Origin of the sequence: Tistlia sp. (genome assembly GCF_040905785.1) — a bacterium.
Lineage (GTDB): Bacteria > Pseudomonadota > Alphaproteobacteria > Kiloniellales > DSM-21159 > Tistlia.
Window position 1 is genome coordinate 181,228 of sequence record NZ_JBBDQW010000005.1, and the last position, 20,715, is coordinate 201,942.

Annotated in this window: 24 protein-coding genes; 13 read left to right on the forward strand and 11 right to left on the reverse strand. The window is 71.8% G+C overall.

The window, feature by feature from the left end; genetic code table 11:
* The first annotated feature begins 23 nt into the window (after positions 1 to 23).
* The 6 genes from WD341_RS01305 to WD341_RS01330 all read left to right on the forward strand — a co-directional run bounded on the left by WD341_RS01305 (position 24) and on the right by WD341_RS01330 (position 4,113).
* Positions 24 to 1,184 (forward strand): homoserine O-acetyltransferase, encoded by a 1,161-nt coding sequence (locus WD341_RS01305; protein ID WP_368423622.1) that lies wholly within the window; start codon positions 24 to 26, stop codon positions 1,182 to 1,184.
* Positions 1,181 to 1,840, forward strand: a complete 660-nt coding sequence (gene metW / locus WD341_RS01310; protein WP_368423596.1) for a methionine biosynthesis protein MetW — start codon at positions 1,181 to 1,183, stop codon at positions 1,838 to 1,840. Before WD341_RS01305 ends, metW begins: the two co-directional genes overlap by 4 nt.
* A gap of 93 nt (positions 1,841 to 1,933) precedes the next feature.
* Complete coding sequence (locus WD341_RS01315; protein WP_368423597.1) at positions 1,934 to 2,551, forward strand: EF-hand domain-containing protein; 618 nt, start codon at positions 1,934 to 1,936, stop codon at positions 2,549 to 2,551.
* A gap of 34 nt (positions 2,552 to 2,585) precedes the next feature.
* Positions 2,586 to 3,197, forward strand: coding sequence for an RNA polymerase sigma factor (locus WD341_RS01320; protein WP_368423598.1), 612 nt, complete (start codon positions 2,586 to 2,588; stop codon positions 3,195 to 3,197).
* Positions 3,194 to 3,637 (forward strand): hypothetical protein, encoded by a 444-nt coding sequence (locus WD341_RS01325; RefSeq protein ID WP_368423599.1) that lies wholly within the window; start codon positions 3,194 to 3,196, stop codon positions 3,635 to 3,637. The genes WD341_RS01320 and WD341_RS01325 overlap by 4 nt, the downstream gene beginning before the upstream one ends.
* On the forward strand, positions 3,634 to 4,113 hold the full coding sequence (locus tag WD341_RS01330) for a periplasmic heavy metal sensor (RefSeq protein WP_368423600.1): 480 nt from the start codon (positions 3,634 to 3,636) through the stop codon (positions 4,111 to 4,113). Before WD341_RS01325 ends, WD341_RS01330 begins: the two co-directional genes overlap by 4 nt.
* A 13-nt stretch (positions 4,114 to 4,126) precedes the next feature.
* Here the strand turns inward: WD341_RS01330 and WD341_RS01335 are convergent, their stop codons facing one another.
* Complete coding sequence (locus tag WD341_RS01335) at positions 4,127 to 4,894, reverse strand: class I SAM-dependent methyltransferase (RefSeq protein WP_368423601.1); 768 nt, start codon at positions 4,892 to 4,894, stop codon at positions 4,127 to 4,129.
* Positions 4,895 to 4,964: 70 nt separating this feature from the next.
* Between WD341_RS01335 and gloB the strand changes: the two genes are divergently transcribed.
* Together gloB and WD341_RS01345 are read left to right on the forward strand one after the other, a co-directional pair.
* Positions 4,965 to 5,735: a hydroxyacylglutathione hydrolase gene (gene gloB / locus WD341_RS01340; protein WP_368423602.1), complete on the forward strand. Its 771-nt coding sequence runs from the start codon at positions 4,965 to 4,967 to the stop codon at positions 5,733 to 5,735.
* A 17-nt stretch (positions 5,736 to 5,752) separates the two neighbouring features.
* Positions 5,753 to 6,196: a cupin domain-containing protein gene (locus WD341_RS01345; RefSeq protein WP_368423603.1), complete on the forward strand. Its 444-nt coding sequence runs from the start codon at positions 5,753 to 5,755 to the stop codon at positions 6,194 to 6,196.
* Positions 6,197 to 6,218: 22 nt separating this feature from the next.
* On the opposite strand, the gene WD341_RS01350 is transcribed toward WD341_RS01345, so the two are convergent.
* The 6 genes from WD341_RS01350 to WD341_RS01375 all read right to left on the reverse strand — a co-directional run bounded on the left by WD341_RS01350 (position 6,219) and on the right by WD341_RS01375 (position 11,626).
* A complete protein-coding gene (locus WD341_RS01350) occupies positions 6,219 to 7,118 on the reverse strand; it encodes a DMT family transporter (protein WP_368423604.1) in 900 nt (299 codons plus the stop codon).
* A 117-nt stretch (positions 7,119 to 7,235) separates the two neighbouring features.
* Complete coding sequence (locus WD341_RS01355) at positions 7,236 to 7,652, reverse strand: carboxymuconolactone decarboxylase family protein (protein ID WP_368423605.1); 417 nt, start codon at positions 7,650 to 7,652, stop codon at positions 7,236 to 7,238.
* A gap of 30 nt (positions 7,653 to 7,682) precedes the next feature.
* A complete protein-coding gene (gene phbB / locus WD341_RS01360) occupies positions 7,683 to 8,411 on the reverse strand; it encodes an acetoacetyl-CoA reductase (RefSeq protein WP_368423606.1) in 729 nt (242 codons plus the stop codon).
* Positions 8,412 to 8,636: 225 nt separating this feature from the next.
* Positions 8,637 to 9,809, reverse strand: coding sequence for an acetyl-CoA C-acetyltransferase (locus tag WD341_RS01365; protein WP_368423607.1), 1,173 nt, complete (start codon positions 9,807 to 9,809; stop codon positions 8,637 to 8,639).
* Positions 9,810 to 10,068: 259 nt separating this feature from the next.
* A complete protein-coding gene (locus WD341_RS01370; RefSeq protein ID WP_368423608.1) occupies positions 10,069 to 11,223 on the reverse strand; it encodes an alpha/beta fold hydrolase in 1,155 nt (384 codons plus the stop codon).
* On the reverse strand, positions 11,120 to 11,626 hold the full coding sequence (locus tag WD341_RS01375; RefSeq protein WP_368423609.1) for a hypothetical protein: 507 nt from the start codon (positions 11,624 to 11,626) through the stop codon (positions 11,120 to 11,122). The genes WD341_RS01370 and WD341_RS01375 overlap by 104 nt, the downstream gene beginning before the upstream one ends.
* Positions 11,627 to 11,811: 185 nt before the next feature.
* On the opposite strand from WD341_RS01375, the gene phaR reads away from it, so the two are divergent.
* A complete protein-coding gene (gene phaR / locus WD341_RS01380; RefSeq protein ID WP_368423610.1) occupies positions 11,812 to 12,438 on the forward strand; it encodes a polyhydroxyalkanoate synthesis repressor PhaR in 627 nt (208 codons plus the stop codon).
* A 39-nt stretch (positions 12,439 to 12,477) separates the two neighbouring features.
* On the opposite strand, the gene WD341_RS01385 is transcribed toward phaR, so the two are convergent.
* Positions 12,478 to 14,238 (reverse strand): putative bifunctional diguanylate cyclase/phosphodiesterase, encoded by a 1,761-nt coding sequence (locus WD341_RS01385; protein ID WP_368423611.1) that lies wholly within the window; start codon positions 14,236 to 14,238, stop codon positions 12,478 to 12,480.
* Positions 14,239 to 14,564: 326 nt separating this feature from the next.
* Between WD341_RS01385 and WD341_RS01390 the strand changes: the two genes are divergently transcribed.
* The 4 genes from WD341_RS01390 to WD341_RS01405 all read left to right on the forward strand — a co-directional run bounded on the left by WD341_RS01390 (position 14,565) and on the right by WD341_RS01405 (position 18,227).
* Complete coding sequence (locus WD341_RS01390; RefSeq protein ID WP_368423612.1) at positions 14,565 to 14,900, forward strand: hypothetical protein; 336 nt, start codon at positions 14,565 to 14,567, stop codon at positions 14,898 to 14,900.
* A 149-nt stretch (positions 14,901 to 15,049) separates the two neighbouring features.
* Entirely contained in the window at positions 15,050 to 16,579 is a 1,530-nt protein-coding gene (locus WD341_RS01395; protein ID WP_368423613.1) for an acyl--CoA ligase, read from the forward strand.
* 46 nt (positions 16,580 to 16,625) lie between these two features.
* On the forward strand, positions 16,626 to 17,606 hold the full coding sequence (locus WD341_RS01400) for a 2-dehydropantoate 2-reductase (RefSeq protein WP_368423614.1): 981 nt from the start codon (positions 16,626 to 16,628) through the stop codon (positions 17,604 to 17,606).
* A gap of 240 nt (positions 17,607 to 17,846) precedes the next feature.
* A complete protein-coding gene (locus WD341_RS01405) occupies positions 17,847 to 18,227 on the forward strand; it encodes a helix-turn-helix domain-containing protein (RefSeq protein WP_368423615.1) in 381 nt (126 codons plus the stop codon).
* A gap of 24 nt (positions 18,228 to 18,251) precedes the next feature.
* Here the strand turns inward: WD341_RS01405 and argB are convergent, their stop codons facing one another.
* The 3 genes from argB to yidC form a co-directional block, all read right to left on the reverse strand.
* Positions 18,252 to 19,160 carry an acetylglutamate kinase gene (gene argB, locus WD341_RS01410; RefSeq protein ID WP_368423616.1) on the reverse strand — a complete coding sequence of 303 codons (909 nt, stop codon included), beginning with the start codon at positions 19,158 to 19,160 and terminating at the stop codon, positions 18,252 to 18,254.
* A gap of 139 nt (positions 19,161 to 19,299) precedes the next feature.
* Entirely contained in the window at positions 19,300 to 20,022 is a 723-nt protein-coding gene (yihA, locus tag WD341_RS01415) for a ribosome biogenesis GTP-binding protein YihA/YsxC (RefSeq protein ID WP_368423617.1), read from the reverse strand.
* Positions 20,023 to 20,028: 6 nt separating this feature from the next.
* Positions 20,029 to 20,715: membrane protein insertase YidC (gene yidC / locus WD341_RS01420; RefSeq protein WP_368423618.1), on the reverse strand; the 687-nt coding region annotated here is incomplete at its 5' end.

Sequence of the window (20,715 nt, forward strand, 5' to 3'; positions counted from 1 at the left end):
GGGGGGGGGGGGCCGCGCAGGTCGTGCTGGCCGCCGACCGGCCGATGCCGCTGGACAGCGGCGCGCAGCTCGGCCCCTTCACCGTCGCGTACCGCACCTACGGCAGGCTGAACGCCGAGAAGTCGAACGCCATCCTGGTCTGCCACGCGCTGACCGGCGACCAGTACATGGCCGAGCCGCACCCGGTGACCGGCCGGCCGGGCTGGTGGGAAGTCATGGTCGGTCCGGGCCGGCCGCTCGACACCGAGCGGTTCTTCGTGATCTGCGCCAACGTCCTGGGCGGCTGCATGGGCACGACCGGTCCGCACGACCTCGACCCGGCCACCGGTCGGCCTTGGGGGCCGAGCTTCCCGGTGGTCACGATCGGCGACATGGTGCGCGCGCAGCGGCTGCTGGTCGACCATCTCGGCATCGCCCGGCTGTTCGCCGTGGTCGGCGGCTCGATGGGCGGCATGCAGGTCCTGGAGTGGGCGGCGCGCTATCCCGAGCGGGTCCTGGCCGCCGTGCCGATCGCGACCGCGGCCCATCACACCGCGCAGAACATCGCCTTCCACGAGGTCGGACGCCAGGCGATCATGGCCGATCCCGACTGGGAGGAGGGCTGGTACCAGATCTCCGGCAAGACGCCGCGGCGCGGCATGGCGGTGGCGCGCATGACCGCCCACGTCACCTACCTCTCGGAGCAGGCCCTGCACCGCAAGTTCGGCCGCCGCCTGCAGGACCGCCAGAAGCCCTCCTTCGGCTTCGACGCGGACTTCCAGGTCGAGAGCTACCTGCGCTACCAGGGCTCGAGCTTCGGCGACCGCTTCGACGCCAACTCCTACCTCTACATCACCCGGGCGATGGACTACTTCGACCTGGCGGCCGAGCACGGCGGCGTACTGGCGGCCGCCTTCCGCGAGTCACCGGTGCGCTTCTGCGTGATGTCCTTCACCAGCGACTGGCTGTTCCCGACCAGCGAGGCCAAGCGCATCGTCCACGCGCTCAACTCGGTCGCCGCCGACGTCTCCTTCGTCGAGTGCCACAGCGACAAGGGACACGACGCCTTCCTGCTGATCGAGCCCGAGTTCCACGAGACCCTGAACGGCTTCCTGAACGGCTGCTGCGAGCGCCTGGGGCTGCCCCAGGGCGAGCTCAAGCCGCTCGACCTGAGCTACGACCCGACCCGGGACCGGGTCACGTGAGCCCGCTGGATTCGCCGGCGCTGCGCGCCCGGGCGCCCGGCCGGCGGGCCGACATCCGCGCCGACCTGCTGCTGATCGCCGACATGATCGAGCCCGGCAGCCGGGTCCTCGACGTCGGCTGCGGCGACGGCACGCTGCTCGACTACCTGGTGCATTTCAAGCAGGTCACGGGTCGCGGCCTCGAGCTCAGCCAGGAAGGCGTCAACGCCTGCGTCTCGCACGGGCTCTCGGCGATCCAGGGCGACGCCGACCGCGACCTCGCCGACTATCCCGACGGCACCTTCGACTACGTCGTGCTGTCGCGCACCCTGCAGGCGACCCAGAACCCCCGCGAGGTCCTGGAGCACCTGGTGCGCATCGGCGCGCGCGCCATCGTCTCCTTCCCGAACTTCGGCTACTGGCGCATCCGCTGGTCGCTGCTGACCAGAGGCCGCATGCCGGTGACCCGCTCGCTGCCCGACCCCTGGTGGGAGACGCCGAACATCCACCTCTGCACGATCCGCGACTTCCGCGAGCTCTGCGAGCGAAGCGGCATCGCCATCGAGCGCGCCCTGACGATCGGTCCCGACAACCGGGCCCGGCCGATCGGCTCGACGCGCCGCGCCAATCTCCTGGGCCAGGACGGCGTGTTCCTGCTGAAGCGCGCGCCAGGCTAGCCTGACCGACCGACGGGAAGCGCCCGGGCCGACGTTGAAGGGGCAAGGTCGTGAGAAACGATCCTCCCTCGTCCAACCCAGGAGATCCCTTCCATGAAGAAGCTTACCCTGTCCCTGCTCGGCGCGACCGCCCTGGTCGGCGGACTCGCGGCCGCCGCCCTCGCCGGCGACGGCAAGTCCGGCCATGACGGCGCGCGCCACGGCGGCCACCACGGCGCCATGTTCATGCAGATGTTCGAGCGCATCGACGCCAACGGCGACGGCCGAATCGAGCGAGCCGAGGTTGAGGCCTTCCGTGCCGCCCACTTCGCCGCGGCCGACGCCGACGGCGACGGCAAGGTGACGCTCGAGGAGATGTCGGCGATGCGCACGCGCATGGCCGAGCAGCGCGCCGCCGAGCAGTTCGCGCAGTTCGACGCGGACGGCGACGGTACGATCTCCGAGCAGGAGTTCCTCAAGGCCCGGATCGCCCGCATGCAGGAGCGCATGGGCGGCGAGCGCGGCCAGGAGCGGGCGGCCAAGCACTTCGAGCGCATGGACGCCAACGGCGACGGCGCGCTCGACGCGAGCGAGCTCGGCGACCGCAGCGCGAAGCTGTTCGACCGGCTCGACAGCGACGAGGACGGTGTCGTAACCCGGAGCGAGGCCCAGGAGGCGATGGCCAAGCACGGCAAGCACGGCGGCAAGCACGACGGGGGCTCGCGCAACTAGGTCGCCCAAGGGAGACCACCGGACCGGAGGCGGCATGGCAACGGGACTTGCCGAGTCCGCGTCGCTCAGCGGCGCGGAAGCCGATGCCGCCCTGGTCCGGGCGGTCGCGGCCGGCGACGCGCGCGCCAGCCGGCGGCTGCTGGAGCACCACCTCGACCGGGTGGTCGGGCTGTCCTATCGGCTGCTGGGCGAGCGCGCTGCCGCCGAGGACGTCGCCCAGGACACTTTCCTGCGGCTCTGGTCGCGCGCCGATCGCTGGCGTCCCGAGGCCCGGCTGGACACCTGGCTCTACACCGTGGCCCGCAACCTCTGCCTCGACCGGCTGCGCAAGTCCGGGCGCCAGAGCGACGCGCCGCCGCCAGATGTCGCGGACCCGGCGCCGAGCGCCGAGCGCCAGCTCAGCGAGGCCCAGACGGCACGCCGCGTGGCGCGCGAGATCGCGGCCCTGCCGGAGCGTCAGAAGAGCGCGATCGCGCTGGTCCACGAGGAAGGCCTCAGCAACATCGAGGCGGCCGAGATTCTCGGCGTCAGCGTCGATGCCCTCGAATCCCTGCTCGCACGGGCCCGCCGGCGCCTGCGCGAGCGTCTCACCGAGACCGGCGAGTTTTCCCGCGGCGGCAATGCTGCCGCAGGAGGTGCGGCATGAGCGAGACGATGACGATGACCGAAGCCCGCTTGCGTGAGATCCTCGACTGCTATGGCGCCGCCGCCGAGCGCTGGCCCGAAGGCGAGCGCGCGGCGGCCCTGGCGCTGCTCGCCGAGCGGCCGGACCTGGAGGCCGAACGGGCCGCCGCTGGGGCGCTCGACGCGCTGCTCGCCCTGGCCGAGCGGCCGCGGGCCACGGCGCCCCTGCTCGGCCGGCTGGTCGAGGCGGCGCCGCGTGCGCCGCGCCGCTGGCTCACCGAGCTCTGGCCCTTCGGCCCGGTCTGGCAGCCGGCCTCCGGCCTGGCCCTGGCGCTGCTGCTCGGGTTCGCCAGCGGACCCCTGCTGCCGCAGGCCGACGCTACCCAGACGGCCCAGGAGGACGGCTACGACGAGATCGCCGGCCTGTTCGCGGCGCCGCTCTATCCGGAGGACAGCCTATGAGCCGCTCGAAGCTGCTGGCCGCAGCGCTCGCCGTCTCGGTGGCGCTGAACCTCTTCGCCGGTGGCGCCTTCCTGTCGAGTCACCTCTTCGCGCCGTCGCATCACGGCGGCTGGGCCGCGAAGCGCGAGGCGGTGCAGGTGCTGCCCGATCCGGAGCGCGAGCGCATCGACGCGATCTGGGAGCGGGGCCGCGACGCGGTTCGCGAGGAGCTTCGGGGCATGCGCGACGCGCGCCGGCGCTACCGGGAGGCGCTGACCGCCGAGAGCTTCGACCCGGCGAAGGCCCAGGCCGCCTTCGAACAGCTCTATGCTCACAAGGAACAGCTGCGCGTCTCGATGGAGGCCAAGATCCTGGAGATCGCCGCCGGCCTGCCGCCGGAGCAGCGGCGGGCCTACTTCGAAGCCTTCTTCGCCGAGGAGAGGCAACGCGACCGGGAGCGTGAGCGGCGTGACCGGGAGCGCAGCGCCCAGGAGTGAGCCCGCCGGAACCCTAGGGCGAAGCCGGCCCGTCCTCCTGACGGTGCGTCGCCGCGGGCCCCGCCAGCCGAGGGACGTGGACGACGACGCCGCGACGGCGCCGCTCGGCGGCGCGCAGCGGCAGCCCGCCGTAGAGCTGCTTGGAGGCCTCGACCAGATGGACGCCGGCGAAGTGCGGCAGCCACTGGCCGCCGACCCGCTCCCACCCCGGGGCCGCGCGCAGCAGCCAGCGCGAGCGCGTCGGCGGAATGTAGAGCGCACCCTGGCGCCGCAGCGGCGTGAAGAGATGGTCGCGCAGCACCCGGGTCAACTGGCCGGGGCTGTAGGGATGGCCGTGGCCGAAGGGGGTCCGCTCGAGCTGGGCCCAGAGGCTGCGGCGGTTCGGCACCACGACCAGCAGCCGTCCCTCGGCGCGCATCACCCGCCAGATCTCCTTCAGCATGTCGTGCAGGTAGTCGCCCTGCTCCAGGCAGTGCACCAGCAGCACCCGGTCGACCGAGAGGTCGGGCAGCGGCAGCTCGGTCTCGTCGACGAGGCCGACGGCGTTGGGGCCTTCCGGGGGCCAGTGCAGGCAGCCCTGAGCGGCCGGCATCAGCGCGATCGTCGCCGCGGCCTCCTCGCGGAAGGCGCGCAGGTAGGGCGTCGCGTAGCCCAGCCCGAGCAGCGTGTCCCCGCGCAGGTCCGGCCAGAGCTGGCGCAGCGCGCGCCGGATCAGGTGCCGCGCGACCTGCCCCGTGCGCGCCTCATAGAACTCCCGCAGCTCGACGACGTCGTTCCACATGGCTTCCTATATAGCACCGCCGGCGCCTTGCCGCCTTCACCGGGGCGGGGCCGGATGCTAGGGTCCGGCCATGGCTGAACTCGACATCCACCAGATCCCGGTGCTCAGCGACAACTACGTCTACCTGGCGCGCTGCCGCGCGACCGGCATGACCGCGGTCGTCGACCCGGCCGTCGCGGCACCGGTGCTGGCCGAGGCGGCGCGCCTGGGCTGGACCATCACCCACATCCTCAACACGCACCATCACGGCGACCACGTCGGCGGCAACCGCGAGATCATGGCGGCGACCGGCTGCACCGTCGTCGGCCCGCGCGCCGACCGCGCGCGCATCCCCGGCATCTCGGTCGAGGTCGACGAGGGCGACGTCTACCGGCTCGGCGAGTGCGAGGCCAAGGTCTTCTTCGTGCCCGGCCACACCAGCGGCCACATCGCCTACTGGTTCGAGGAGTCGGACGCCCTGTTCTGCGGCGACACCCTCTTCGCCCTCGGCTGCGGGCGCCTGTTCGAGGGCACGCCCGAGCAGATGTGGCGCTCCCTGTCCAAGCTGCGGGTCCTGCCGCCCGAGACCCGCGTGTTCTGCGCCCACGAGTACACCCAGGCCAACGCCCGCTTCGCGCTCTCGGTCGACGCCGGCAACTCGGCGCTGCGCAGCCGCGCCGCGGAGATCGACGCGCTGCGCGCCGAGGGCCGGCCGACCGTGCCCTCGACGCTCGGCAGCGAGCGGGCGACCAACCCCTTCCTGCGCGCCGACGACCCGGCCCTGGCCGAGGCGCTCGGCCTGGCCGGCCGCGACCCGGTCTCGGTCTTCACCGAGGTCCGGCACCGCAAGGACGTCTTCTGAGCGCCGGCCGGCGAGCCATGCTCGAGGCCGCCACGGTCATCCGGCAGCTCGGCCTGCAGCCGCACCCCGAGGGCGGCCACTACCGCGAGACCTACCGCCACGGCGACCCCAAGGGCGGCCGCGGCCTGATGACCGCGATCTATTACCTGCTGGCGGCGGGCGAGCGCTCCCATTGGCACCGGGTCGATGCGGTCGAGATGTGGCACTGGTACGCCGGGGCGCCGCTGCTGCTGACGGTCTGCGCGGACGGCCAGGAGGTCGAGGCCCACCGGCTCGGCCCGGACCTCCTCGCCCGGCAGCGCCCCCAGGCCGTCGTGCCGCCGGACGCCTGGCAGGCCGCCGAGAGCCTGGGCGCCTGGACCCTGGTCGGCTGCACCGTCTCCCCCGCCTTCGAGTTTGCCGGCTTCGAGCTGGCCCCGCCCGGCTGGCTGCCCGGCGCAGGGCCGACCGAAGACGCCTGACGGAAGGCGGCCGGGAGGCCGCTCAGGCGCGGCGCGGCGCCGGCTGCCGCCGGAACAGCAGGTCCCGGCTGGCCAGCACCGCGCCGCCGACGATCAGCAGGCAGGCCAGCCCGACCGCCCAGGAGGCCTCGGCCTCGCCGACCGCGACCAGGATCAGCGTCGAGAGCAGCGGCGCCGCGTAGGCCGAGGCGCCGAGCACCTGCAGGTTGCCGTGCTTGGTGCCGTGGTCCCAGACGAAGAAGGCCGCGCCGACCGGGCCGAGGCCGAGCAGGCCGGCGGCGATCCACTGGCCGGCCGTCGGTGCGACGGTCTCCTCGAGGGCCAGGTGGCTGACCAGGCCGAGCAGCGCCACGGCCGTGCAGAAGCCGGTCACCGCCTCCGTCGGCACCTTGCCGAAGCGCCGGTTGGCGACCGAGTAGGCCGACCAGGTCAGCGCACAGGCGACGGCCGCGAGGTAGCCGAGGCTATAGGCCGCGTCGAAGCCCAGGCTGCGGCCGCCGCGCGTGACCAGCAGCGCCGCGCCGGCCAGGCCCATGACGCCGCCGGCCAGGTGGAACCAGCGCAGCCGCTCGCCGGGCAGCAGGGCCGAGAAGACGACGATCAGCAGCGGCCACAGGTAGGCGATCAGGCTGGCGTCGACCGCCGGCGCGTTGCCGAGCGCGACGAAGTAGAAGAAGTGGTAGCCGAAGAGCCCCCCGACCGAGAGAGCCCAGGCGGCCAAGGGCTGGCGCAGCGGCTTCAAGCCCTGCCCGGTCGCCGCCAGCCAGCCGGCGCCGACCAGCGCCGCCACGGCGAAGGTCATGGCCAGCAGCTGGAACGGCGGGATGCCCCGCGACCAGGTGGTGAAGAGCGCGAGCAGCGCCCAGAGCAAGACCGCGACGAAGCCGATCAGCGTCGCGCGCACCCTGCGATCGTCGGACAAGCGAGGCACTCTGAAGGTTGAACGGGACCCCTAGCGCTACCGCTTCGGCGGGGAGCGGTCAAGCCTCGCCGTGCCGTTTCGGCCCCGACGAGGCCGGGCGGTGCAGCGGCCCCGCCCCTACTCCCGGCCGCCGCCCTCGAAGCGCTCGTCGACCGGCACCTGCCAGGCGGTCGCCAGGGCGTTGGTTTCGTTGGCCATGCCGACCACGGCAATCAGCTCGCCGAGCTGGGCGTCGGTCAGGCCCTTGGCCCGGGCCGCCGCCGTGTGGCTGTTGATGCAGTAGGCGCAGCCGTTGGTGATCGAGACCGCGATGTAGAGCATCTCCTTGGTCAGGGGATCGAGCGCGCCCGGGGCCATGACCTGCCGGACCGAGTCCCAGGTCCGCCGCAGGGTCGCCGGATCGTGGGCGAGCACCTTCCAGAAGTCGTTGACCCAGTCGGTGCCGCGCAGCGCCATGATCTCGTCGTAGACCGCGCGCACCTCGGCGTTCGCCGCCGCGTACTCGACCGGCGGCAGCAGCGGTCGGCCGGTCACGAGGTCCTCTCCCTCACGAGGCCCCCTCCCTCACGAAGCCATGTACTGGCCGCCGTTGACGGACAGGGTCGAGCCGGTGATGAAGCCGGCCTCGTCGCCGGCCAGGAAGACGACGCAGCGCGCGATCTCCTCCGGCTCGCCGAGGCGGCCGACCGGGATCTGCGGCAGGATCTTGCTCTTGAGCACCTCCTCGGGCACGGCGCGCACCATCTCGGTGCCGATGTAGCCCGGGCAGACGGCGTTGACCGTGATGCCCTTGGCGGCGTTCTCCAGGGCGACGGACTTGGTGAAGCCGATCAGGGCGGCCTTGGTCGCGGCGTAGTTCGACTGGCCGAACTGGCCCTTCTGGCCGTTGATCGAGCCGATCGAGACGATCCGCCCGAAGCCCCGGTCGCGCATGCCCTCGATGACGTTGCGGGTCATGTTGAACAGCGAGTCGAGGTTGGTCGAGACGACCGCGCTCCACTGCTCGGGGGTCATCTTGTGCAGGGTCGCGTCGCGCGTGATGCCGGCGTTGTTGACCAGCACCTCGACCGGGCCGAGCTCGGCGGCGACCGTCTCGATCCCGCGCCTGCAGGAGTCGAAGTCGCAGACGTTCCATTTGAAGACGGGGATGCCGGTCGCGTCCCGGAAGCGCTCAGCCGCCTCGTCGTTGCCCGCGTAGACGGCGGCGACCTTGCAGCCGGCCTGCTGGAGGCCGAGCGAGATCGCACCGCCGATCCCGCGCGTGCCGCCCGTCACCAGAGCAACGCGTGCCATGCTTGTCCTCCCTGCTGTACGCCACCGGCGTGATCTAGCGCCACGCTCCAGGGCTATGAAAACATGTATGACCGCGGCGACCAAGGGTCCATGACCCAGGTCAAGCCGCGGCGGCGCGGCCGTTCCTGCTGGAGGCGCGCAGGGGCCGGATACGCGAAGGGGCCGGCCCCGCGCGGGACCGGCCCCCTGTCTTCGTGCCCGCCGAGGCCGGCGGGCGAGCAGGCCTCAGCGCTCGACGCAGAGCGCGATGCCCATGCCGCCGCCGATGCACAGCGTCGCGAGGCCCCGGCGGACGTCGCGCCGCTGCATCTCGTGCAGCAGGGTGACCAGAACGCGTCCGCCCGAGGCACCGATCGGATGGCCGATCGCGATGGCGCCGCCGTTGACGTTGACCTTGTCGGGATCGAGGCCGAGCTCCTTCATGACGCAGAGCGACTGCGCGGCGAAGGCCTCGTTGGATTCGATCAGGTCGAGGTCCGGGACCTTCCACCCGGCCTTCTCCAGCGCCTTGCGGCTGGCCGGGATCGGGCCGGAGCCCATGATCGCCGGATCGACGCCCGCGGTCGCCCAGGAGACGATCCGCGCCAGCGGCGTGATGCCGCGCTTGGCGGCCTCGGCCTCGCTCATCAGGACGGCGGCGGCCGCGCCGTCGTTGATGCCGCTGGCGTTGCCGGCGGTCACCGTGCCTTCCTTGTCGAAGGCCGGCCGCAGCTTGGCCAGGCTCTCGATGGTCGTGCCGTGCTTGGGGTACTCGTCGGTATCCACAACGCTGTCGCCGCGCCGGCTCGTGATCGTCACCGGCACGATCTCCTCGGCGAAGCGGCCGGCCTTCTGCGCCGCCTCGGCCTTCTGCTGGGAGCCGGCCGCGAAGGCGTCCTGGTCGTCGCGGGTGATCTGCCACTGCTTGGCGATGTTCTCGGCCGTGTTGCCCATGTGGTAGCCGTTGAAGGCGTCCCACAGGCCGTCCTTGATCATGGTGTCGACGAACTTCAGGTCGCCCATCTTCTGGCCGTTGCGCAGATGCGCGCAGTGCGGCGCCTGGCTCATCGACTCCTGGCCGCCGGCGACGACGATCTGGCTGTCGCCGACCTTGATCGCCTGGTAGCCGAGCGCGACCGTGCGCAGCCCGGACCCGCACAGCTGGTTGACCTGCATGGCCGTGGCTTCCTGGGGGATGCCGGCGCCCATGGCGGCCTGGCGCGCGGGGTTCTGGCCGGCGCCGGCGGTGAGGATCTGGCCGAGGATGGCCTCGTCGACCTCCTGCGGGTCGACCTTGGCGCGCTTCAGCGCCTCCTGGATCGCGACGGTGCCGAGATAGGAGGCCGGCACGCTGGACAGGGTCCCGTTGAAGGCGCCGACCGGCGTACGCACGGCGGCGGCGATGACGATGTCGGACATGGTCTGGTCGTTCCTCCTGGTGATTGCCGGGCCGTCTGGTGGTTGCCGGGCTGGTCGTCGCCTGGCCGTCGACCCGCTTGGCTCGAGCGCCCCCGGCGTGGGGCGTGGCGCCCTTTCGGGAACTGATGTGGGCCCGCCCCGGGGCGAGGCCAACGCCTTTTCGCCGCGCTGCAATAGGGCCCCGGCAGCTTACCGCCGCGCCTTGATCCGGTGCAAGCGGGGGTCCCGCGAGGACAGGCGGCCGGGTGGCGGCCCGCGTTCAGGCGCGCGCCCGCAGCCAGGCCGCGAGCGGCCGCCAGACCGCCTCCGCCGCGCGACCGCTGACCACCATGCCGATGTGGCCGCTCGAGGGACGCCCGATCTCGGCGCCGGGAATCGCCTCGCCGAGCGCCAGGGCCGAGGCCGGAGGCACGATCCGGTCCTGGGCCGGCACCAGGACCAGGCTCGGCAGGCTCAGCGCCGCCGGCTCCACCGGCCGGCCGGCGATTCGCCACAGGCCGCGCGCCGGCGTGTTCTCGCCATACCAGCCGCCCAGGCACTCGCGGGCGACCGGCGCCGAAAGCGGCACACCGTCGTTCAGCCAGTCCTCGAGCGCGACGAAGTCCGCGGCCCGCGAGCTCTCGGGGTCGAGCCGCGCGAAGGCCAGGAACTTGCGCACGGCGAGTTGCGGGTCGAGCCCGGCGAACAGGCTCTGGATGGCGTCGACCGGCAGCTCGCCGAGCAGCTCGAGCGCCGGCGCGAAGGCGAGCAGGGCGGCGCGGGCGAGCGGCCCCTGCAGGCTGCTGCCGGCCTGGAAGTCCCAGGGCGTCGCCAGCAGGGCGAGGCCGGCCAGGTCGCGCTCGCGGCGCTGCGCCAGCGCCAGGGCGAGCAGCCCGCCCATGCAGTAGCCGAGCAGCAGCGGCGCCCGGCCGGCCTCGGCGAGCAGGGTGTCGAGCGCCTCCTCCAGCGTGCCGGCGACGTAGTCGGTCAGGGTGTAGCCGCGGGTCACGGGGTCCGGCGCGCCCCAGTCGAGCAGCAGCGGCCGGAAGCCCTCGGCGGCGAGCCAGCGCAGCAGGCTGCAGCGGCGCGACAGGTCCAGGACGTAGGCGCGGTTGATCAGGGAGGGCACGACCAGCAGGGGCGTGCCCGGCCCGGTGGCTTCGGGCAGCGCGCCGTAGTCGAGCAGCCGCGCCGGTCCCTCGCGGGCGCGCCACAACGCCGGCGGCTCCGGCAGGTCGCGGCGGTAGGGGTGCCGGCGGTAGCGCTCGATCGCCTCGAGCAGGGTCCGGCCGCGCCCGGCGATCGCCCGGTCGAGGGCTGCGGCGAAAGCCTCAGGTTCGACGTCGCGGAGCGCCTGGCGCAGCAGGTCGGCGCGCGCGGCGAGTGGGTCGGGCGGCGGCTCGGGCGGCCGCGGGCCCGTCGACTTGTCCGGCATCGCCCAGCCCGCGCTCGAGCTCGGCGATGCGTTCCTCCATAGCGGCCAGGCGGCGCGCGAGGTGGTCCAGGTCGCCGCCGCCACGCCCAGGTGCAGCGGCAGCGGCCGGGGACCCGCGCGTCCCCCGGGCGGCGCCGGTCCGTCGCTGGCCGTTCGGCGGGCCTCGTCCTTCGTGCCTGCCATCCTCTTCCGTCGTCGCGCCCGCGGCGCGCAGCAACTGGGCAGCCAGGGCTTCCTGCCAAGCGGTCCAGGCCTGGCAGGCTTCGCCGGCGCTGCCCAGGCCCGTCTCGACCAGGCGACGCAGCGCCTCGCCGAAGCCGGGGTCGGCGGCGAGCGCGCTCGCCTGGTCCTGCCAGAGGTCCAGGTAGCGCTGCGCCAGCTCGTCGAGGTCGTCGTCGCTCATCCTACGCCGGCGACTATAGGCGGGCGGCCCCCAGCCCGCCAGAGGGACTCCGCCCTGGCCGGCCCGCCCGAAATGCTGCAGCGATGCTGCGCAGCAATAGCGGCGAGGGCTAGCGTTGACAGCGCAGAATGCAGCGCAGCATTATCGCAGTCCCAGGGGTCGCCCTGCCGCGCGAGGATAAGGTAGTGGCCGTAAAGCACGGACCGGGCGGCGAGCCCGCCGCCATCACGATCAAGAAGTACGCAAACCGTCGCCTCTACAATACGGCGACGAGCAGCTACGTGACGCTGGATCACCTTTGCAAGATGGTAAAGGAAGGCGTCGAATTCGTCGTCTACGATGCCAAGACCGGCGACGACATCACCCGCCAGGTACTGACCCAGATCATCGTCGAGGAAGAGGCCAAGGGCGAAAATCTGCTGCCGATCTCCTTCCTGCGGCAGCTGATCTCCTTCTACGGCCACGGCTTGCAGTTCATGGTGCCGAGCTATCTCGACCACATGATGAACGGCTTCGCCGAGAACCAGGAGAAGATGGCCAAGGCCATGCAGGACACGATGGGCGGCGTGTTCGGCTTCGGCAAGCTCGATGAGCTGAGCAAGCAGAACATGCAGCTGCTCGAGCGCACGATGCGCATGTTCACCCCCTTCGCAGGGGCGCAGGGCAAGGGCCCGGGCGACACCGGCGCCGAGGGAGAATCCTCCCCTGCCGCCGCGGCGGCGGGCGCGGAAGCCCAGCTCGAGAACCTGAAGCGCCAGGTCGACCTGCTGCAGAGCCAGCTCGAGACGCTGTACGGCAAGGACAAGAAGTAGCGCCGCCGGTCGACCCGTCGCGCCGCCGCGACCTCCGGCTCAGCGGGCCGCCAAGCCCCCCGCAGCGGCGCGAGTCCGCTGCCGGCTGGCGCGGGTTGGCTGCCCCCCGGCCTGAGCCTCGGCTGGAGTGCCCGCCTGAACCTCGGCGCGCCACGGCGGCGTCATCTCGGGCCGGCCGAAGTGGTAGCCCTGCAGCATGTCCAGCCCCTCCGCCGCCAGGAAGTCGGCCTCCTCGGGATTCTCGACGCATTCCGCCACCGTCCGCAGGTTGAAGGCCTTGGCGAGGCTGAGCAGGTTGCGCACGAACAGCTGGTTCTGGGGCGAATCGAGGACGCCGCGCACGAAGGAGCCGTCGATCTTGACGATATCCACCGTCAGCGACTTGAGGTGGCGGAAGGTCGTGTAGCCGGCGCCGAAGTCGTCGATGGCGACCTGGCAGCCGAGCTCGCGCACGGCCTGGACGAAGCGCGCCGTCTCCTCGACGTCGTGCAGCGCGGCGGTCTCTGTGATCTCGACGATCAGGCGCTTGGCGAGGTCGGGGCGGCCGCGCAGGCGCGCGTTGAGCGCGCGCAGCCAGGAACGGTCGGCGGCGGTCAGGCCGGAGATGTTTATGCCGAGGCGGATATCGCTCGTTGCCTGAAGCTCCTCGAGCGCCAGATCGAGGACGTAGCGGTCGATGGCGCGCATCAGGCCGAGTTGCTCGACGACCGGGATGAACTCGGCGGCGGCGATCAGGCTGCCGTCGACGTCGAGCATGCGCACGAGGCACTCGTAGTAGTCGACCGCCCCGCCCTCGGCGAGGACGATCGGCTGGTAGGCGAGCTGAAGGCGATGCTCGCGCAGGGCCGTCTTGACCTGCTCGCCGATCTCCATGGCGTCGCGGAAGCCGCGCTGCTGTTCGTCGGTCAGCTCGTAGAGCGCCGAGCAGTCGCGCCCTGAGGTCTTTGCCTTCAGAAGCGCGCCCTCGGCCTTCGCCATGGCGTCGAGCGCGGTATGGGCCTGTCCGGGGAACAGCAGGATTCCGGTCGAGATCGAGACGTGGACCGGCCCGGCGACGGTGTCGACGGCGCTGCGGCGCACCACATTCAAGATCCGCTCGGCGGTCTGCAGCGCCTCGGCGGCGGTGCAGCCGTTGAGCACCACCCCGAAGCGGTCGCCACCGAGGCGTCCGACCACGTCGTTCGTCCGCAGGCAGCGGTCCAGGCGGCGGCCGATCTCGATCAGGACGACGTCGCCTAGCTCCGAACCGTAGGCCCGGTTGATTCGGTCGAGGGAGTCGATGCCGACGGCCAGGAAGGCGCCGGTGCGCCCTGCCCTCAGGGCGTCCGAGAGCATGTACTCCAGGGCCTCGCGCAGGCGCAGCTTGTTGAAGTGCCCGGTCAGCTCGTCGAAGTTCGCGAGGTACTCCAGGCGCGCCTCGTTGAGCTTTCGGCGATTGATCCGACGCAGCGTGCCACGCAGGCGGTTCGCCGCGCCGGTGCGGTCGCGCTCGACCCGGCCGCGATCGTGGACCCAGTGGAACTCGCCGTTGTCGGCGCGCACGCGGTACTCGACGTCGTAGTCGGGGGCACCCTCCAGATGATCGGCCAGCGCCCGGCTGCGGCGCGCCCGATCCTCGGGATTGATGCGGTTGCCGAAGGCCTTGCCGTCGGCCGGGGCGCGCGGCCCGGTGCCGCCGAACAGAGTTTCAACAGCGCCGCCCCACTCGAGCCGGTCGGACCGGAGGTCCCACTGATAGGCGAGATCGCCGGCGGCGGTCACGGCGGCTTGCCAGAGACCCGCGGCCTGCTCTTCTCGCACCTTCGCTTCCACAGGCGGCAAGATCCCTGGACTCCTACCTGGCTCTCGATCCGACCGCTCGTCGATCCTGCTACCTGGGCGACGCGATCGTGACGGTCCGTGGCCAGAGGATCGAGCGCAAGCTCTTAAAAATCAATGAAACCCCCTGCACGCAGGAGTTCGGCTGCCGGGCCAAAAAACCGCCGAGCGTTGCGTCGACCGGCAGACGATATGGTTAACGAGGCCTGCTCCTCGGCATTTGATCTTGTTTTGCGGGAAAAGCACGCTTATCTTCGCGATGCATAGCTGTCCCTGCATTTCCAGATGGCAATTCTTCGATCATTCGAATGACCAGCGTCACGCCTCTCTCGATTCCCGCAAGCGGCGTTTCCGCCAGGCCCTCGCCCGCCTTCGGCGACGCGCGCGCGGCGCGCGCGATCGAGCCGGTCGAGGCCCCCCGGCAGCGCCGGCCCGGGGAGGACGCAGCGGGGCGGCGCGGGACGCCTGACGGCGCTCCGCTGCCGACGAGCCTCGCCGCACCCTTCCTCGCGCCGCCGCTCTCGGCGAGCGAGACAGCCGACAGCCGCAGCCCGCTCGAGCAGGCCAGCGAGGCCTATCGCAAGGCCGGCGCCGAGCCGACCCGCTACAGCGAAGCGCCGCGGCTCTTCTCGGTGCGCGTCTGACCCGCGCCCGGGTCCCAAGCCTTCCTTCCGCTCCCCGCCCGCCCTGCCGATCGCTCCCACTCCTCGGCGACAAGCCGGCGGTGGCACGGCCGACGCGCCGCTGCTAGCGTGGCCGCTCCACCACCGCCCAGCCCCGGAGCCTGCCGCCCATGAGCGACCTGTGCGAGGCCGACAGCCTCTTCGCCCTGCTTCTTGCCGGTGACGAGGGGGCCCCGGCCCTGCTCGCGCCCGAACGGCCGGCGCTGACCCGCGGCGGCCTGGCCCAGCAGGTCCGCCGGGTCGGCAGCGCCCTGGCCGCCCGCGGCATCGCGGCGGGCGACCGCGTCGCCATCGTGCTGCCCAACGGGCCGGAGATGGCCGCGGCCTTCCTGGGCGTCGCCAGCCACGCCTCGGCGGCGCCGCTCAACCCCGCCTACCGCGCCGAGGAGTTCGCCTTCTACCTCGACGATCTCGATGCCCGGGCGATCGTTCTGGCCGAGGGCGTCGACAGCCCGGTGCGCGCGCTGGCCGCCGCGCGCGGCCTGCCGCTGCTCGAGCTCGCGGTCCCCCAGGGCGCGGCCGCCGGCGTCTTCGAGCTGGCCGGCAAGGGCAGCGCGGCCGAACGCGGCCGACCTGCCGGCGCGGAGGACGAGGCGCTGGTGCTGCACACCTCCGGCACGACCTCGCGACCCAAGGTGGTGCCGCTGATGCAGTGCAACCTGCTCGCCTCGGCCCGGCACATCGGGGAGGTCCTGCGGCTCGGCCCGGGCGACCGCTGCCTCAACATCATGCCCCTGTTCCACATCCACGGCCTGATCGCCGCGGTCCTGTCGTCGCTCGGCGCCGGCGGCAGCGTGGTCTGCACGCCCGGCTTCAACGCCCTGAAGTTCATGGGCTGGCTCGCCGGGGACCAGGCCAGCTGGTACACGGCCGTGCCGACCATGCACCAGGCGATCCTGGCGCGCGCCGACCGCCAGCCCGAGGCCGCGCGGGCGGCGGCCCTGCGCTTCATCCGCTCGTCCTCCTCCTCGCTGCCGCCCCAGGTCATGCTCGCCCTGGAGGCGACCTTCGGCTGCCCGGTGATCGAGTCCTACGGCATGACCGAGGCAGCCCACCAGATGACCAGCAACCAGCTGCCGCCCGGCCAGCGCAAGCCGGGCAGCGTCGGCGTGCCGGCCGGCCCGCAAGTCCGGGTGCTCGACGACGACTGGCGCAGCCTGCCGACCGGCGCGGTCGGCGAGGTCGCGATCAAGGGCCCCAACGTGACGCCCGGCTACCAGGCGAACCCCGAGGCCAACCGCCAGTCGTTCCGCGACGGCTGGTTCCGCACCGGCGACCAGGGCACCTTCGACGCCGACGGCTTCCTGACGATCACCGGACGACTCAAGGAGATCATCAACCGCGGCGGCGAGAAGATAAGCCCGCGCGAGGTCGACGAGGTGCTGCTCGACCATCCCGCGGTCGGCCAGGCCGTCACCTTTGCCCTGCCGCACCCCAAGCTCGGCGAGGAGGTCGCCGCCGCGATCGTGCTGAGGGAGGGCCAGGAGGCCGACGAGCAGGCGCTGCGCGCCTTCGCGGCGGAGCGGCTCGCCGACTTCAAGGTGCCGCGCCGCTGGGTGTTCCTGGAGGAGATCCCCAAGGGGCCGACAGGCAAGCTGCAGCGCATCGGCCTGGCCCGGCAGCTCGGGTTGGCCGAGTGACGGGGCGGCCCGTGGCGGGAAGACCGGGCGCGAAGGAGACGAGGGCATGAAGGTCTGCATCTTCGGCGCCGGGGCGATCGGCGGCTACCTGGGCGTACTGCTCGCCGAGGCCGGCGCCGACGTCACCCTGATCGCCCGCGGCCCGCACCTGGCGGCGATGCGCAGCGACGGGCTGACCCTGGAGATCGAGGGCGAGACGCGCCGCGCGCGCGTCGCGGCGACCGACGACCCGGCCGAGGCCGGGCCGCAAGACTATGTCGTGGTCACGCTCAAGGCGCCGTCGCTGCCGCAGGTCGCCGACAGCCTGCAGCCGCTGCTCGGCGCCGAAACCGCGGTGGTCACCGCCCAGAACGGCATTCCCTGGTGGTACTTCCACCGCCACGGTGGGCCGCACGAGGGTCGACGCCTCGAGCGGGTCGATCCCGGCGGCCGGCTGTGGCGCCTAATTCCGCCGGAGCGCTGCATCGGCTGCGTCGTCTACCCGGCGACCGAGCTGGTCGAGCCCGGTCGGGTACGCCACACCTACGGCAACCGCTTCATGCTCGGCGAACCGGACGGCAGCCGCTCGGAGCGGGTCTCGGCACTTTCCAAGCTGATGGGCGCGGCTGGCCTGAAGGCGCCGGTCAGACCGCGCATCCGCGACGACATCTGGCTCAAGCTCTGGGGCAACCTCTCCTTCAATCCGGTCTCGGCGCTGACCGGCGGCACCCTGGAGCAGATCGCCGGAGAGCCGGCGACGCGCGCGGTCGTGCGGGCCATGATGGTCGAGGGCCAGGCGGTCGCGGAAACCCTGGGCGTGCGCTTCTCGCTCGACGTCGACCGGCGGATCGAGGGGGCCGCCGAAGTCGGCGCCCACAAGACCTCGATGCTGCAGGACCTGGAGCGCGGCCGGAGCCTGGAGATCGACGCCCTGGTCGGCGTCGTTTCCGAGCTCGGCCGCCTGGTCGGCGTTGAAACGCCGACGATCGACTGTGTTCTCGCTCTGGTAGAGCAGCGCGCCAGGCTGGCGGGGTGCTACCTTCCCTGAGCGCGGCGACCTCCCGCTTAAGAACGCTTCTCAGACATATTATTAAATATGTAAGATATCAGCCAATTGCCGTCCTTTAGATTTGGCCGCTCCTAGACTAGATCAGTCACACTCACCGCGTCGTGATCGCGGGAATTTACACTCGGACTGTAACTTTCCGTTGATTCGGACGTTTGGCCGCGAGCATCATGTCTCGCGAACGGTGTGGAATCGCCGGTCTGGTAACTTTAGGTTTCGCACGTGCCGAATATTCAGAACATCGAAGCGAAGATCGAGCGGCACGTCGGCCGCCGGATCCGCGAAAGACGAATCCTGCTCGGCCTGACCCAGCAGCGTCTGGCCGAGATGATCGGCGTGACCTACCAGCAGGCCCACAAGTACGAGCGGGGCATCAACCGTGTCTCGGCCGGCCGGCTTTACGAGCTGGCCCAGGCGCTCGAGGTCGAGGTCGGCTACTTCTTCGACGAGTTCGACCCGACCCAGCCCTGCGAGCAGATGCCGGAGCGGCAGCGGATGAGCCTCGACGTGGCGCGCAACTTCGCCCGGATCAACGACGAGCGCAGCCGTGAGGCGCTGGCCCAGCTGTGCCGCGTCATGGCAGACGGCGCCGGCAAGCTCTGAGGGCGCGAACGGGAGTCGGCCGCTTCAGCGCCGCACCAGGGTCCCGATGCCGCGGTCGGTGAAGATCTCGAGCAGCATCGCGTGCGGCACACGGCCGTCCAGGATGACGGCGGCCTCGACGCCCTCCTCGACCGCCTGGATGCAGGTCTCCAGCTTCGGGATCATGCCGCCGGAGATGGTGCCGTCGGCCTGCAGCAGGGCGACCTCCTCGGTCGTGAGCTCGGCGATCAGGCGCCCCTCCTTGTCGAGCACGCCGGCGACGTCGGTCAGCAGCAGCAGGCGCAGCGCCCCGACCGCGCCGGCGACCGCGCCGGCGACGGTGTCGGCGTTGATGTTGTAGGTCTCGCCGCCGGCCCCGACGCCGATCGGCGCGATCACCGGGATCATGCCGGCCTGCTGAAGGTTCTCCAGGACCTGCGGATTGACATGGCGCGGCTCGCCGACGAAGCCGAGGTCGAGGATCTTCTCGATATTCGAGTCGGGGTCGCGGCGCGTGCGCCGCAGCTTGCGGGCCTGGATCAGGCCGCCGTCCTTGCCCGAGACGCCGATCGCGGTGCCGCCGGCCTCGTTGATGGCGGCGACGATGGCTTTGTTGATCGAGCCCGACAGGACCATCTCGACGATGTCGACGGTCTCGGCGTCGGTCACGCGCAGGCCGTCGACGAACTCGCTCTTGACCGCCAGGCGCTCGAGCATCTCGCCGATCTGCGGCCCGCCGCCGTGAACCACGATCGGGTTGACCCCGACCTGGCGCAGCAGCACGACGTCGCGGGCGAACTGCGCGGCCAGCTTGCGGTCGCCCATGGCATGGCCGCCGTACTTGACCACCACGTTCTTGCCGGCGTAGCGGCGCATGAAGGGCAGCGCCTCTGTGATCGTCTCGGCGGTGCGCAGCCAGTTCTTGGTCTCGGCGATGTTGCGATGCGCGGCCATGCAGTCCTCCCCGTCCGGCCCGTTCCGGGCGACGGCGCGCACCATAGTGCAGAACGGTCTCCGGTGGAATCGGCTAAGGCCACGGTCTAAGGGCCTGATCTGGCTCGGCGGCCCGGCCCGCCCCCTCGGGGCGCGCCGCTCAGACGGCCGGCGCCAGCGCCGCCAGCTCGGCGCGCAGCTCGGCGATGCCCAGGCCGGTCTCGGCGCTGGTCACGGCCACCTCGGGATGGGCGGCGACGTGCTTGGCCAGCTCGGCGGCGGTCTCCTCGGCGCGGCGCCGCAGGTCCGCCGGCTTGATCTTGTCGGCCTTGGTCAGCACCGCCTGATAGGAAACCGCGGCCTGGTCGAGCGCACGCATGACCTCCAGGTCGCTGACCTTGACGCCGTGCCGCGAGTCGATCAGCAGCAGCACCCGGCGCAGCTGCGGGCGGCCCTTCAGGTAGGAGCGGGTCAGGGCGGTCCAGAGCGCCACCTCCTGCTTCGGGGCCTTGGCGTAGCCGTAGCCCGGCAGATCGACCAGCATCAGCCGGCCGCCGAGATCGAAGAAGATCAGCTGGCGCGTGCGCCCCGGCGTGTTCGAGGCGCGCGCCAGGGTCTTGCGGCCGGTCAGGGCGTTGACCAGGCTCGACTTGCCGACGTTGGAGCGACCTGCGAAGGCGATCTCCGGCTGTGCCGAGGCCGGGACGTCGTCCGGCTTGACGCCGGCCATGATGAAATCGCAGCGCTGCGCGAAGAGCTTGCGGCCGGCCTCGAGCAAGGCCGCCTGGGCCTCGCTTTCGCCAGGCGCCGCCCCGACGGGTATCTCCGCGGCGGGTGCGTCGCTGCCCGGACTCTGCCCCCGCTTCTCCCCGGCGCCGGTCATCGGCGGTTACCTGGCCTTGCCGCGATTGCGTCCGCGCGACCGGGAGGCGCCCTTCTTGGCCCGGGGCTTGGCCGAGCCGGCGGCGGCCGGCTTGGCGGCCGGCGCCTCGGCAGCGCTGCCATCGGCGATCGCGAGCGGCGCCTCCGCGGGCTCGCGCCGGGGCTCGTCCGAGGCCTCCGTCTCCTCGACGCCCTTGGCGTCGCCCTTGTCCTTGGCCGCGCCCTTGCCCGAACCCTTGGCGGCGGCCCGGGTGCCGCCCTTGAAGCCCGGCATGAAATCCTGCTTGCCGCCGAAAGGCACGCCCAGGCGCTTCATGATGAAGGCCTGCTGAACGATCGAGAGCGTGTTGTTCCAGGTCCAGTAGATCACCAGGCCGGCTGGGAAGTGCGCCAGCAAAAAGGTGAACATGATCGGCATGAAGGTGAAGATCTTGGCCTGGATCGGGTCGGCCGGCTGCGGGTTCAGGCGCTGCTGCAGGAACATGGTCAGGCCCATCAGCAGCGGCCAGACGCCGAGGTTGACGATGTCCAGCGCGCCGAGCTCCGGGCGGTCCCAGGGCAGCAGGCCGAAGAGGTTCAGCACCGTCGTCGGGTCGGGCGCCGAGAGATCCTGGATCCAGCCGAAGAAGGGAGCGTGGCGCATCTCGATGGTGACGAACAGCACCTTGTAGAGCGCGAAGAAGACCGGGATCTG